A 14,752-nucleotide genomic window follows, 5' to 3' on the forward strand; every position below is an offset into this window, starting at 1 on the left:
ATATAGTAGGGGGCATTTCATCCAATGAGTATCCACACCAAGCAAACAGCAGCCAACCCTGAGCGTCTGAACGACCGGGCTCGTATGCTGATCTCTTGCCCGGACGGCCCGGGAATCGTTGCAGCCGTATCGCGTTTTCTTCATGAACATGGCGCGAATATTGTCCAATCGGACCAGTACACCATGGACCCGGAAGGCGGCATGTTTTTCATGCGGGTAGAATTCGACCTGCCGCAGCTGCAGAAGAACCTGCCGGACGTGGAGAAGGATTTTGCTGCTGTCGGAGAGCAGTTTAATATGGAGTGGAGCATCCGTCCGCTGAACCGCAAGAAAAGACTGGCCATCTTCGTATCCAAAGAAGACCATTGCCTGGTCGAGCTGCTGTGGCAGTGGCAGGCCGGTGATCTGGACGCCGAGATTGCCATGGTCGTGAGCAACCATCAGGATATGCAGCCGTATGTCGAGTCCTTCGGCATTCCCTATCACCATGTGCCGGTAACGCCGGATACAAAGAAAGAGGCGGAACAGCGCCAGCTGGAGCTGATCGGGAATGATATTGACGTCATCATTCTGGCCAGATATATGCAGATTATTTCTCCGCTCTTCATCGAGCATTACCGCAATCGGATCATCAACATTCACCATTCCTTCCTGCCGGCATTCGTAGGCGGCAAGCCTTACGCCCAGGCCTATAACCGAGGAGTTAAGCTGATTGGCGCCACTGCCCACTACGTAACGGAAGAACTGGATGGCGGACCGATCATCGAGCAGGACGTCCAGCGTGTCAGCCATAGTGATGACGTAAGTGAGCTGAAGCGGATCGGCCGCACCATTGAGCGTGTGGTACTGGCGCGCGCGGTCAAGTGGCACACGGAGGACCGGGTGCTGGTGCACGAGAATAAAACGGTGGTCTTTAACTAACCCCGTCATCATAAAGATCGATAGGAAAGACAGCTAGAGCAGAGGCTCAGGCTGTCTTTCTGCCGTTAAGGGCATAAATTATTGAAATTTTGCAAACTTTGCCTGAAGTTGTCTCGTTATAATGTAGACAATCCATATTTGATTTTTTTGGAAAATGATTGGAGAAGGGCAGGAATTCATTTGTCACGTACGAAGCTACCAAAGCCGATTCGCTATGCGCTGTCGATGGTGCTCATTGTGCTGCTCAGCACCTGGGCTGCCGCATCATGGACTTTTGCGGACCCAGACGGGAATGCGCCCAAGATCAGCCTCAAAAGAGAAATCGGTTACAACCTGATCATCAAGGAGGGCCGCTGGGCTCCGTTGAAACTGACACTAACCAGTGATGTCAACGTCAGTGGTGATATCGTGGTGAGAGTCGACCCATTGAACGGCGGAGATACCGTCTCGTATATTCGCCATGTCGAACTTCCGCGCAATACGCCTAAGGAAGTCGTTATCGGGATGGCGGGAATTCCATACAACAAATCTTCCAATACGATTCAATTTTTTGAAGGATCGGTGAAAGACGGGACGAGTATTCCCTTTACAACCAAGAACGGCTATGTCGAGAGTATGACCGTTCCAGGCACCGCGGTTGGCGTCCTGTCTTCTGATCCGGATACGATGAACTTTCTGAACACACTGCGCAGCAAAGGAAAAGACGTCAGTGTCATTCCGATGGTGGCCGGGGATGTTCCGAGTGATCCCATGCTGCTGGATATGCTTGATGTCATCGTGATGAATAATTTTGCGTCCGATATGCTCAGCCAGGAGCAGGTTAAAGCGGTGAAGAACTGGGTGGGTACCGGCGGTACACTGGTTCTGGCAGGAGGAGAAGGGTATGCCAAAACCGTACGCGGTTTTGAGGACCTCTCACCGGTGGAGGTTAAAGGGACACAGCGTGTAACGAAGCTGCCCGAGCTGGCCCAGTTGGGGGCAAAGCCTTTGTCTCTGGAGGACGGAATTACTCTCTCGGCAGCCAGTATCAAGCCGGGAACGCAGGTATTGCTGAGAAGTGAAGGACAGCCTATATTTGCTTCCCATGTTGAGAAGCAGGGCAAGGTGTGGTATGCCGCATACAATGCAGGAACCGAACCTTTGGCATCCTGGAGCGGTCACCCTGCTGTATGGCAGACCGTCCTGCAAAAGGATTTCAGCCAAACCCAGAACCAGAATAATTATGGCTACTGGGGCACCATTCCTGGCAATCTGCTGCAGCTCGGTAATGCGCTGGATTATTTTCCGGCCCTGCATGTTCCTTCTTTCGGACTGATGCTGCTTATACTGTTGATCTACGTTATTGTGGCAGCTCCGCTCATGTACCTGATCCTCAAGAAGCTGGATAAGCGGGAATGGGCCTGGCTCCTTATTCCGTCGGTGGCCCTGATCTCGAGCGCCATCATCTACGCTGTGGGAGCTTCAGACAAAAACGCAGAGCGCAGCCATACGATCAGCGTCGTGGAGATGGACGGGCAGGGCAGCGGACAGAGAGTGAGCGCTACGGCTTTCTTCGCTCCGCGTTCCGGTGATTACGAGCTTGAATTCCCTGCCCAAACCTATATCGGGATCGGTAACAGCAGCGGGGGGTCCTTCATCGGAGGTCAATCCGGTAATGCTAGCGGCACTTATATAGATATGGGTCAGGGTGGAACGAAGGTTAACCTGAATGAGGTTCCGTACTGGTCTATTTCTAAAGTGTGGGCTCAGCAGCGTGCCAACGAGCAGGTAGGCGCATTTGAGACCAAGATCTCGGTCAATGATCAGGGGGATCTGCAGGGCACGGTCAAGAATACGACCGACCGAAACTTCAGCAATGTCGTCATCGTGATGGGCGGCAAATTAGTAAAACTGGGAGATATGAAAAGCGGTGAGACGCTGCCGCTTCAGAGCAGCGGCGGAGGATTGGGAACGGCCTTTAATGATCTGGGGTCAGCCATTTTCCCTTATTACGGAGGACAGGATGTCCATGAAAGGGAGCGGATTATGCTCAACAGTTATCTTCCTTCCACAGCGCTGTATAATGCGCGCACGTATGTGCTGGCGTGGAACAATGATGAACTGCTGAGTTATAAATCCGATGGCCGCCGTATTGCCGGAGAGCAGCTCAATCTGTGGCTGCAGAAAGTGAACCTCAATTGGTCGAACAATGGAACGATCAGTGTTCCTTACGGTTTTGTCAGTCCGTCGATCATTACCGGTGCAGGCAGCGGGTGGAATCAGAATGGCAATAATCTGATTGATATGGGCCAAGGCTCGATGATTCTGGACTACGACATGCCTTCCGGAATCACAGCAAGCAAACTGAATGAAATTCATTTCCGCCAGCAGACGCTCGGCCAGAACACGGACTATGCGGTCATGAACTGGCAGACTCAAAAATGGGAGCCCGTGAAATGGACCAAAAATCTGTATTCATTGATGCAAGGGGCATTCGGTGATTATCTGCTGAATGGCAGAACGCTGCGGCTGCGAATTACCGTCCAGAATCAGACAACGTTCTCGCTGCCGGACCTCTCCCTGAAAGGAAAGGGGAACACACCATGATTGAAATTAAAAACTTGAATAAAAGCTATGGCAGCTTCCAGGCGCTGCGCAATCTTAATCTGCATATTGATCAGGGAACGGTTTTCGGATTTGTCGGACCCAACGGAGCAGGCAAATCAACGACAATGTCCATTCTGGCGACCCTGCTGCTTCCTACATCGGGTACAGCAAAGGTTGGCGGCTATGAAGTCACCGAAAAGCCGGACGAGGTCCGCAGGCTGATCGGCTACATGCCGGACTTTTTCGGTGTTTATGACCAGTTCAAGACGACGGAATACCTTCATTTTTATGGCAGCAGCTACGGAATTGCGCGACCGGACCGCGAAAAGCTTATTCCTCAGCTGCTCGAGCTGGTCAACCTGTCGGATAAAAAAGATGCCTATGTCGACAGCCTCTCACGCGGGATGAAGCAGCGTCTCTGCCTGGCACGTTGTCTAGTCCATGATCCCCTGGTGCTGATTCTGGATGAACCGGCCTCCGGTCTCGATCCGCGTGCACGCATTGAAATGCGAGAGATTCTGAAGGAGCTCAAGCTGATGGGCAAGACCATCATTATTTCCTCGCATATCCTGCCCGAGCTGGCTGAGATGGTGGATGAAATCGGCGTTATCGAGCACGGTCAGATGGTGGCTCAGGGAAGAGTGGCTGATATTCAGGACCGTTTGCGTGTGAAAAGAGTGCTGCATATCCGGGTGGCCGAGCGGAGTGCCGAGCTCGCTGCCCTCCTGAGGGATGAAGCCTACGTGACTCAGGTCCTGGAGGATACTGCCGGAGTGCATGTGCATTTTGGCGGACAGGATCGTGAGCAGAGCGAACTGCTGAGCCGTATCATCGGACTGGGTTATCCGGTCATTTCATTTAGCGAGGCCCAGACCAACCTGGAAGATGTTTTTCTGGAGATTACCAAAGGAGGATCTGCAGATGAATTGGCGCAGTAAATGGATTAACCCTGTACTGAATAAAGAGTTTCGTCTGCGCATGCGTTCTCCGCGTTCAGCCGTTTCTGTGATGATCTATGTCCTGGCTCTGGGTCTTCTGGCCATGGGCTTCATCTATCTGACGATGTACCTGGACAATGGTCCGCGTCGCTTTGACCCTTCCATCAGCCGCGTGATGTTCTACGTGATCAGTTTTGCACAGCTGGTGCTGATTGCCTTCATGACACCGGCGCTGACGGCAGGCGTCATCAGCGGGGAGCGTGAGAAGCAAACCCTCGGAATGCTGTTGACCACCCAGCAGAGCTCGGCCACCATTATTCTGAGCAAGCTGGTGTCAGCACTCAGTTTCATGACGGTGATTGTCCTTGCCACCCTGCCCATTTACAGTATCGTTTTCCTGTATGGGGGGATATCGCCAGGGCAGCTGGGACTCATGTTCCTGTTCTATCTGTTCGTCATGCTCCTGCTGGGATCACTGGGGGTCCTGTTCTCCACGCTGTTCAAGCGGACGATTGTAGCTGTGATTGTAACTTATGGAGCCGGGCTGCTGATTTTCCTGGTGACCGGATTGCTCTATCTGTTCTTCATGAGCCTGGTACAGCAGAGCTATTATCAGCCGGGCGCTGTGCGGCCAGCCCATTCATGGGTGGGATACATCCTGGGCTTGAACCCCGCCGGAGCCCTGCTGTCGATCCTGGAGCCTGGCTTCTCGCGTGAAGCCTTCCTGGTCAACCGTTCGATCAGTACCCAGAATGACGCACCGATCAGCCTGTGGCTGGAATTTGTGCTCGTGTATACCATTGTCATCATCGTGGTCAATCTGTTAAGCATTCGTTATATCCGTCCTGTCCGCCGGCGGAAACAGCATGAAGTTGAAACGGTGGAAGCTGGGGAGTAGAGCTCGGCCGGAAAGGAGGGTGCTGAAGTGGAAGCCTTGAAGACGTTGTTCAAAAAAGCAGGGAATCGAATCAGAGGCCAGCGCATGGTCCATGCGGGAAGTTCCGGTCTGCTGGCCGGTCTGCTGGTATCCGTACTTCTTCTGCTGCTGGGGCGCTGGATACCGATTGCTCATGTCCGCTTATGGGCTGGCGCACTTACAGGCCTGGGGCTGATAGCAGGAACAGCTGCAGGCGGATTTCGCAGCCTCTCTCTGATGGAGACCGCACGCAGGCTGGATGCGGCTGAGCCTGGAACCGAGCGCAGCGATCTATTCGTTACAGCGCTGGAATATGCGAACGAGGTTTCCCCTGCCGCACAGTGGCAGCGGCTGCAGGCAGAACAGGCTGCTGGACATGTCCAGACCCGGCTGGCAAGCAGGCTCCCGGCCCGGAAATATCCCCGGCTGTGGTCTGCCGGTTTGGCCGTGTTGTGCCTGCTGCTGATCCTGATGGCGGTTCCGAATCCGATGGACGAGCAGCTGGCGGCCAGGGAGAAGGAACGTTCCTGGGTGCAAGAGCAAAGTGCCCAGGTGGAGGAGCTCGTCCGGAAAACAGAAGGCCTTGATTCCGAAACCAAGCGCCAGGCAGCTGCGAGACTGCGCGAACTGGAGAAGGTACTCTCCAAGACGAAGGATGCGAAACTGGCGCTGGATCAGATCGAGAAGGCACAGCAGGAGCTGGAGAAGCTGGCCAAGCAGATGGAGGACAGTCGCCAGGCGCTGAAACGCCTTGCCGACCAGATGCTCTCGCAGCCGGAGCTTAAGCAGCTGGCTCAGGCCATTCAGACAGGAGATGCGAAACAGATCCGCCAGGCGGGCGAGACGCTGAAACGCAAGCTGTCTCAGATGAAACCGCAGGATCAGGCGAAGCTGCAGGAGCAGCTGAAACAGCTGGCTGCGCAGTCGCAGCAGCAGCGTGGACAGACAGCCTTGTCCGAGGCGCTGAATCAGACTGCTGAAGCCATGAAGCAGAAGGATGCAGCGCAGCGTGAACAGGCTGTGGAGGAGCTGGCAGGCAAGCTCGCAGCGGCTGCCGACAGGCAGGCCGCTGAAGCGGCCGCGAATGCCAGTGCACAGCTTGGGCAGCAGGGCCGGCAGCTGGCCGACCAGATGGCGGCAGCGGGCATGACCGTGCCGGATGCATGGGGCCGCAGCTCGAATGCGGACATGGCTGCGGCGGGAGCGGACGGTAATCCAGCTTCGTATTCTGACAGCAGCGGATCCGATGGAGATCCAACCAATGCAGGGGGAGCAGGTGCCGAAGGCAGTCAGGGCGCAGGACAGCAGGCCGGAAGCGGATCTGGCAGCAACCCTGGTCAAGGCTCCGGCAGTGGAAGCGGCCGTTCAGGCCAAGGCGCCGGTTCTGGCACTGGCGGCAGTGGATCAGGTCAGGGTTCAGGCAGCGGGAACGGCGGAGGTGCCGGTCTTGGAACAGGCGGCCGTACGCTGGTTACGACTCCACGCGGCTTAAAGGGCAGCGGCAGCGCATCCAACGATGCCGGCCCTGTGCGCAGCGGCGGCTCCGTTCAGCGCGGAGGCAAGGCAGCAGTGGAAGCCGGCCAGAGCCGCTCCTATACGGAAGTGTACGGCTCTTATGCAGCGGCGGCCAAAGACTCCCTGAACCGCAGTGATCTGCCTGCCCAGATGCAGGGTCTGGTTGAGAATTATTTTATGGAAATCAATCCGGATCCTTAAAGGGTCCTAATTCAAATACAATTTCACTTCATATGGATACGGGAAGGAGCCCTCGGCATGGCAGAAATCAGCGTGCAGCCAGATCAATGGCGTGAATGCATGGAGGCGGTAGAATCCGAGATCGGCCGGGTTATTGTCGGTCAGAAGGATGCAGTAGAGCAAATGCTGTGGTGTATTTTTGCAGGGGGGCATGCCCTGCTCGAAGGGATTCCGGGACTTGGTAAAACAATGCTGGTCCGTACGGTGGCCGAGACGCTGGATCTGTCGTTCTCGCGCGTCCAGTTTACACCGGATCTGATGCCCAGCGATATTACAGGAACCAACGTTATGGCTTTTGGCAGCCGGGGTGAAACGAGTATCTCGTTTCAGCCTGGACCGCTGTTCAGCAGTATCGTTCTGGCGGATGAAATCAACCGGGCGACGCCCAAAACACAGAGTGCTCTCCTGGAAGCGATGCAGGAGCAGACTGTAACGATCGGGAACACAACCCATCAGCTGCCCCAGCCCTTCTTCGTTCTGGCTACCCAGAATCCTATTGAGAACGAAGGGACCTATCCGCTGCCGGAAGCGCAGCTTGACCGGTTCCTGCTCAAAATCGAAGTAGGCTATCCAAGCAAGGATGAATTAAAAGAAATCGTAAGGCGCACTACGGGGGCTGCTGCTTCGAGCGTAAGCAAGCGGGCTTCAGCAGAACAGCTGCTGGACATCCGGCGCGGGGTCAAGGAAGTGCTCGTCAGTGAGGATATGCTCGAGTATGCAGTCAGGCTGCTGATGATGACCCATCCTGATCAGCCGGAGGCCCCGGAATCGGTCCGCAAGTATGTGAGGTACGGTTCGGGTCCGCGTGGAATTCAGTCGATTATATCGACAGGCAAAGTCCGCGCGGTGAGTAAAGGCCGGATGCATCTCTCTACAGGCGATATTCGTGCTGTTGCCCTTCCCGCGCTGAGGCATCGTCTGTTTCTGAATTTCGAGGGCCAGGCGATGGGGGTTACTGCGGATCAGCTGATCGAGGATGTCCTGCAGGCCGTTGAGGCCCAGCGATGAACGCTTCGCAGCTGCTCCTCCCTGTGAGCCTGCTCCCGCGTCTGGAACGGATGAGTCTTACGGCCCGTACACGTCCAGCCGGAAGCATGCAGGGCAAGCGCCGTTCAGGTGCACTGGGAACATCGCTGGAGTTTGCCGACTACCGGCCGTATACGCCGGGTGACGATCTTCGCCGGTTTGACTGGCGGGTGTATTCCAGGACAGGCAAGCCCTTTGTTCGTGAATATTACGATGAACAGGAGCTGCAGGTCAGCATTTATCTGGATTGCTCTGCCTCGATGTCTGCCGGAACGTCAGAGGAAGCTTCACCTCACTACGAACTGTTGAACAAGTGGAGGTTTGCCCGGCAGCTGGCAGGATGTATCGGTTATATTGCACTTGCAGCTTATGAACGGGTCGATCTGTACGGTTGTAAGGAAGGCGGTGCTATCCGGCTCCCTGCCCTGCGCGGCAAGGGGGCTGCCCGCCGGCTGTTTCAGGTGTTAAATGATATGGCAGCCGGCGGCGGAAGCGGGCTGGAGGCTTCTCTTATGACCCCGGGCTTGCTTCCCCGGAGACGCGGCATGTCCTGGCTGATCTCTGACGGCTGGATGGAAGAGGGCGAAGCAGAGATGGAACGCGTGCTCCAACGCCTGATGGCAGCCGGGCAGGAGATAGTCTTTGTTCATGTGTTATCCCCTGGAGAGGTCTCTCCGGATTACAGCGGGGATTTGCGGCTGGTTGATGTGGAGGCAGGAACCGGCAAGGAAGTAGCCATGACAGGGAAGATCATTCAAGCTTATCAGCATGAGCTGAGAACCTACCAGATGACACTCGCTTCTATGTATGCGGCACGCGGCATGCGTTATGTTTTTATCCAGAGTGACCTGCCGCTGGAACAGGCTGTATTACAGGCGGTTTCTGGCTCAGCAGGCTTGTAGGGAGGGGAAGATTGATGCAGATTGGATCGTGGGCAAGCCTGTGGTTCGGGCTGACACTCCCCGCCATTATTTTAATGTATTTGTTCAAGCGCACTTATATGGATATACCGGTAACCAGCCATTTGTTATGGAGAAGGGTCCTGCGTAATGTGGAGGCAAACCGTCCATGGCAGAAGCTGCAGAACCGGCTGCTGCTGTGGCTGCAGCTCTTGGCGGCAGCCCTGCTCGTTGTTGCGTTGATGCAGCCTGTCCTGCCGGGGGGCAGTAAGGCTCCGAAGCATGTGCTGCTGATTGCGGATGTATCGGGCAGCATGAGCACGACCAAAGAGGCTCCCGAAGGTGATGGGGAGGAATACTCCAGCCGGATGTCCGAGATGAAGCAGGCAATCAGAACATTCATTCATAACGAAGCTGCCGGCAGTGAAGTGACGCTGCTGGCTACCGGCAGCGAGCCTGAAGTTCTGCTTGCCGGTGAGATGGACGACAGCCGATTGACGGAAGAGATCGATCAGCTCCAGCCTTTTTACGGGAAAACGGCCTACCGGGAGACGATCTCTCTTGCGGCTTCACTGACACGGGGGGAGACCGATACGGAAGTGGTTGTATTCACCGACGGGGATTGGAAGGAAGCCAGTCAGGATATTCTGTTCGATGTTCCGGTTCGGGTCCAGCCAATCGAAGCTGGCCAGGCTGTGAATGCAGCAATCCAGCAGTTCGGTGTTAAGGCTGCCCAGGAGGACAAGGTATCTTCGGCTTCCTCCGGCAGTCATGTAACCGGGGTAACAACAATTTTGAACAGCTCGAATGAGAGGGTGGAAGGTGCGCTGAATCTGTATGGGGACGGCAAGCTGCTGCTCTCCCGGCAGGTACAATGGGAACCGAAACAGAGGGCTTCCTATACATTCAACCGTCTGGAGCCGGCCAAAGTATACCGGCTTCAGCTTGACACGAAAGATGATTACCATGCGGATAATGAGGCTTATGCGTTCCTATCCCCTGGCAGCAATAAACGCGTGCTGTTTATCGCGGAAGGAGAGGGGAATTGGTTTCTAGACAAAGGACTGCGGCTTGCAGGGGCGGAGGTGGTCCGGCTGCAGTGGAAATCGGGAGATGGCCAGACACCGCCTTTGCCGGCGGTAACGCCGGATCTGGTTGTCGTGGAGGGCAGCCGTCCACCATTCCTGTCATCGGGAGCCTGGCTCAAGTTGAGTCAGCAGCACCCCCTTTGGGAGATTGGCGCATCATCCGCAGCAGGGCAGCAGCCGGGAATCGGTAAGATAGAGATGCTAAATCATCCGGTCACCCGGTATGTGTCGTTCGATGGCATCTATATCGACCGGATTGGAACAGCAGATCAGCCTGCCTGGGCGCAGGCGATTGTGTCTGCCGGCGGCAAGGGCGTCATCTGGGCAGGCACAGAGCAGGGTCAGCCGCGGCTGCAGTTTAATTTTTCTCTGGAGGACAGTGATCTGCCGCTCAAGCCGGAGTTCCCGATTCTGATCAGTAATTCGCTTGCCTGGTTGGAATCCAGTGCCGGGGCAGGTATTGGCCGGGGAACCGCAGGCACGGCGATGGATGTGCCGGTCGCACTGGATGCTGTCCAGGCTTCCTGGGTGCCTGTCTCCGGACTGGCAGCAGAACAGTCAAGAGCTGCTATTCCGCTGGAAAAGGGGAAGCAGGGCTTTGTCTCCATGCAGAGACTTCCGGATGTTCCGGGGCTGTATGCTCTCGAACAAAAAGGAGCAGACGGTCAGACCAGCCGCAGGTATCTTGCGGTTACGCCTGATCCGGCTGAAGGGGATCTTCAGGTTCAGAAGTCGCCGGACAAGCTGTTTGCCCCAGGCGACTCTGTTGTCCCGCCGACAGAACATCGCACTGCAGGTGCTTCCCAGACTCAGACCAGCTCTGGGCAGGAGATCACCTTGCAGGATGCACTCCCGTGGATGAGAATGATCGCCGGGGCGGTGCTGCTGCTGATCGCAGCAGAATGGGGGGTGTACCAGCGTGGGCGTTCAATTTGATTATCCCTGGTTTCTCCTTCTTTTGCTTCTGGTTCCGGCTGCAGCCGTATGGATGGTTCGACAGGATTTCAGGCTGCGGGGAGGACGAAAAAAAGCGGCTGTTATCCTGCGGGTCATCATTGCGGTACTGCTGATCCTGATGCTGGCTGGTCTGCAGACCTTTACCCTCTTCCAGCAAAAAGAGATTGTTTACATTGCTGACCGTTCGTCAAGCATGCCGGAGGATCGAGGACTTCGTCAGTGGATTGCTGCTTCGGCGCAATCCAAAGGCAAGCAGGATACGACAGCTGTCGTATCCACCGCGCTCGATGCTGCTGTCGAGCGAAGTCCTTCCGGGCTTCCACTGGCAGAGCTGCCGCTGGATGCGGCACTCCAGCCGGATTTCAGCAATCTGGAACGCGGACTTCAGCTGGGCTCCAGTCTGCTGAGAGGTCCGGGCGAGAAGCGGCTGGTGCTGATCACGGACGGTCAGGAGAATGCAGGCAGTATGATGGCTGCGGGCAGACTGCTGAAGGAGAAGGGAATTGCGGTCGATGTGCTGGAGTCCAAGCCAAAGCAGCGCAAGGATGTGGCCATCAATGAGATCAAGCTTCCGGATAAGCTCTATCAGGGTGAGAGGTTTGCCCTGGAGGCCGAGATCGCCAGCTCGGTGAAAACGACAGGGGAGCTGCGGGTCTACGAAGACAGCAGAGAAATCGGTCGCAGCGCCATCGAGCTCGAACCGGGTGTAGGCCGATACCGTATTGAAGGGCTGGCCAAGTCACCGGGATTGCACCGGTATCGGGCTGAGATTTTTGCAGCTGGTGATGAGCAGTCGGCCAATAATACAGCTTACGCCATATCCAGGACATCCGGTCCCCCGCGGATTCTTGTGGTGGAAGGCCAGCCAGGCAGCTCGGGAAACATCACATCGGCGCTCGGCTCGGGGTTTGCCAGCGTGAAGGCTATTTCCCCGCAGCTGCTCTCCCTGGAGCTGGCCGATTTGCTGTCGTACGACAGCATTATTTTCAATAACGTTTCAGGAGATCAGGTCGGCGAGAAAAAAATGACTCTTATCGAACAGGCAGTTCGCAGCTACGGTGTCGGTTTTATGATGGCTGGCGGTGAAGATAGCTTTGCGCTGGGCGGTTATTTTGACACTCCGATCGAAAAGGCGCTGCCGGTCAGAATGGAGCTCGAAGGTAAACGTCAAATTCCAAGCTCCGGGCTGATTCTGGTTATTGACCGTTCAGGCAGCATGTCCGGTGAGAAGCTGGAGCTTGCCAAGGAAGCGGCGATGCGCACGGTAGAGCTGATGCGCCCGCAGGACACGGTTGGGGTTGTCGCTTTTGATGACTCCCCCTGGTGGGTGGTTGAGCCGCAGAAGATCGGAAAAGGCCGGGACTCTATTCTTTCCCAAATCCAGTCGATTCCGGCTGCAGGCGGCACGGATATCTTTCCAGCACTGCAGACGGGACTGAACGAGATGCTGAACGTTAAGGCTGAACGGCGCCACATCATTCTGATGACAGACGGCCAGTCTGCCGGAGGCTCATATTATGACGAGCTGACGGAGCGGATGCGTGGAGAACGAATCACACTGTCAACTGTAGCGATTGGCAGTGATGCCGATACGGCCCTCCTGCAGTCGTTAGCGGACGGAGGAAAAGGACGGTATTATTTTGCCTCCGATCCTTCAGCGATTCCTTCTATATTCACCCGGGAGACGGCGATGATGATGCGTTCCTATATGGTGAACAAGACTTTCGTGCCGTCGGCGGGAAACCCCGGCGACTGGAGCAGCCTGTTCAGCCAGGGAGTACCGCCGCTGCACGGTTATGTGGCAACAACGGTCAAGCCGTCAGCCCAGGCTGTACTCATCAGTCCGGAACCAGACCCTGTCCTGGCACGGTGGAATTATGGCTCGGGCCGGACAGTGGCCTGGACCAGTGACCTGACCGGGCAGTGGTCCAGGGAATGGGTATCCTGGGCGGATTTCGCCAGGACGCTGACAACGGTCGTGAAATGGACGCTTCCGCAATTCTCGGCCTCCCCGTATCATAGCGAAACCGAAGTTACAGGTACGGATGTAACCCTGCGCGTGACTTCAAGCACCGACCCTGCGCCGGAGCGTCTCCAGGCGACGGTGACCGGGGAGGACGGCCGCGAGCAGAAGGTGACCCTTGTGCAGGAAGCGCCGGGTGAATATACGGGCCAAGTGAGTGCGACCGCACCGGGTACTTACCTGCTGTCCGTGACCCCCGACGGGGCTGACGGGGAACCGGCGGCCGGTGCCGTCAGCGGTTTTGTTGTTCCGTATTCGCCGGAATACCGGATCGCGGCCAACAGCGAGAGCGGACTGAACCGGCTTGCCGAGCTGACCGGCGGCCGGGTGCTCTCCTGGGATCACCCGGAGCAGCTCTTCGCCGGCACCGCTGAGCCCGCCCGACAGCTCCATAACTGGAGCTGGATGCTGCTGGCGGCCGCGCTGCTCCTGTGGGTGGCCGATATCGCCTTACGGCGCCTGGCCATCCCTTGGGGCCGCTTCGCGGCCCGTGCCGCGGCCTGGCTGCCGCGGCGGCGCAACCCGGCCGGCGCGTCCGCGCAGAGCGCCGGCCTGGACCGGCTGGCCGCGCGCAAGCAGCGCACGGCCAGCTTCTACGGCGGCGCACCGGAGGCACCGCCGGACCGCACACCGCCTGCACCGGCAGCAGGCGGCCCTCCACCGGCGCCGCGCGCGCCGGTGCCTTCCGGGGCAGCCCGTCCGGCTGCCCCGCCACCTTCGCCGCCGGAAGGCGCGGCGGCGGGCATGGACCGGCTGCTGGCAGCCCGCAAGCGCGGACAGCGCTAGTGGAGGGCGTCGCAGCCGGACTTAACGAAGGCGCTCCTCAAACGGGAGCGCCTTTTATGCGCCTCGCCCGGTCTAAATGAAATCAACACGTTAAATTCAAAGGAGTTTTGGAATGCCGCTGCTCATCTATATCCTGCGCTGGTGCATGATGACCATCACCCTATCGCTTGTGGGAGCTTCAGGAATAGCCCTTTATTATACCCGTCCGGATACAGCCTGGGAGCTTCTCGTCACCGGAGGGGTCACGGCTCTCTTGTCCTGGGGGCTGCATAAGCTGTACCGGAGAATGACGAATGTTTGGCTCCCGCTCATTGGTGTAATTATTGAAGAGGATGAAGATCCGAGGATGTGTGGACAACAGTTGTTCGAATTTTTACAAACGAATGGAATGCAGATGCGGATCGCCGTTTATGATAAGAGCAGGCTGCCGCGGGCCGATATATCCGGTTACCGGGGGGAGACACCATATTACTTTGTCTCGTCAGAGAGATTGGAGAATGGCAAGGACATCGAGATATTGGACAGGATAACGTACAGTACAACACAGGCTGACGAATTCTGGAAAGAGCTGAAGCGGACAAGCCGGGAGAAGGAGTGACAGCTATTCAGTCCCTAAGAGCGGGAGAATGAAGGCTGGCAGTGAATTCTGGCGGAGGGTTCTGCATGCTTTTTGCCGGATGGGACATACTTCCTTGGGAAGTATTTTGTCGGCGAATTTCGACAGGTTTGAATAATGATCTAGAAAAGTGTTTCAGCAAGTGTTACAATACTAAAGAACGTATAAGTCAAATTGAAAGATTCAAGCGGATTCACTCCCTGTGCAGCGCGGACTTGGCGTATACAGGAAGGGAATTCTG

At 56.4% G+C, this 14,752-nt stretch carries 10 protein-coding genes; all 10 read left to right on the top strand.

Features of this window, described 5'->3' with window-relative positions:
- Positions 1 to 24 precede the first annotated feature (24 nt).
- Positions 25 to 921: a formyltetrahydrofolate deformylase gene (purU, locus tag Q5741_RS12950; RefSeq protein WP_305024502.1), complete on the top strand. Its 897-nt coding sequence runs from the start codon at positions 25 to 27 to the stop codon at positions 919 to 921.
- Between the two features lie 180 nt (positions 922 to 1,101).
- A complete protein-coding gene (locus Q5741_RS12955) occupies positions 1,102 to 3,507 on the top strand; it encodes a DUF7408 domain-containing protein (protein WP_305024503.1) in 2,406 nt (801 codons plus the stop codon).
- The gene (locus Q5741_RS12960; protein ID WP_305024504.1) at positions 3,504 to 4,445 is read left to right on the top strand and encodes an ABC transporter ATP-binding protein; all 942 of its coding nucleotides are present in this window, start codon (positions 3,504 to 3,506) and stop codon (positions 4,443 to 4,445) included. Before Q5741_RS12955 ends, Q5741_RS12960 begins: the two co-directional genes overlap by 4 nt.
- Positions 4,429 to 5,343 (top strand): ABC transporter permease, encoded by a 915-nt coding sequence (locus tag Q5741_RS12965; protein WP_305024505.1) that lies wholly within the window; start codon positions 4,429 to 4,431, stop codon positions 5,341 to 5,343. The genes Q5741_RS12960 and Q5741_RS12965 overlap by 17 nt, the downstream gene beginning before the upstream one ends.
- Before the next feature lie 27 nt (positions 5,344 to 5,370).
- The gene (locus tag Q5741_RS12970; protein WP_305024506.1) at positions 5,371 to 7,077 is read left to right on the top strand and encodes a coiled-coil domain-containing protein; all 1,707 of its coding nucleotides are present in this window, start codon (positions 5,371 to 5,373) and stop codon (positions 7,075 to 7,077) included.
- A 57-nt stretch (positions 7,078 to 7,134) separates the two neighbouring features.
- Positions 7,135 to 8,124 (top strand): AAA family ATPase, encoded by a 990-nt coding sequence (locus tag Q5741_RS12975; protein WP_305024507.1) that lies wholly within the window; start codon positions 7,135 to 7,137, stop codon positions 8,122 to 8,124.
- Positions 8,121 to 9,044 (top strand): DUF58 domain-containing protein, encoded by a 924-nt coding sequence (locus tag Q5741_RS12980; protein WP_305024508.1) that lies wholly within the window; start codon positions 8,121 to 8,123, stop codon positions 9,042 to 9,044. Before Q5741_RS12975 ends, Q5741_RS12980 begins: the two co-directional genes overlap by 4 nt.
- A gap of 14 nt (positions 9,045 to 9,058) precedes the next feature.
- Entirely contained in the window at positions 9,059 to 11,065 is a 2,007-nt protein-coding gene (locus Q5741_RS12985) for a vWA domain-containing protein (protein WP_305024509.1), read from the top strand.
- Positions 11,049 to 13,895, top strand: a complete 2,847-nt coding sequence (locus Q5741_RS12990) for a VWA domain-containing protein (RefSeq protein ID WP_305024510.1) — start codon at positions 11,049 to 11,051, stop codon at positions 13,893 to 13,895. Before Q5741_RS12985 ends, Q5741_RS12990 begins: the two co-directional genes overlap by 17 nt.
- A gap of 112 nt (positions 13,896 to 14,007) precedes the next feature.
- Positions 14,008 to 14,493, top strand: a complete 486-nt coding sequence (locus Q5741_RS12995) for a hypothetical protein (RefSeq protein WP_305024511.1) — start codon at positions 14,008 to 14,010, stop codon at positions 14,491 to 14,493.
- The last annotated feature ends 259 nt before the right edge of the window (positions 14,494 to 14,752 follow it).

Origin of the sequence: Paenibacillus lacisoli, from assembly GCF_030580655.1 — a bacterium.
Taxonomy (GTDB): domain Bacteria; phylum Bacillota; class Bacilli; order Paenibacillales; family Paenibacillaceae; genus Paenibacillus; species Paenibacillus lacisoli.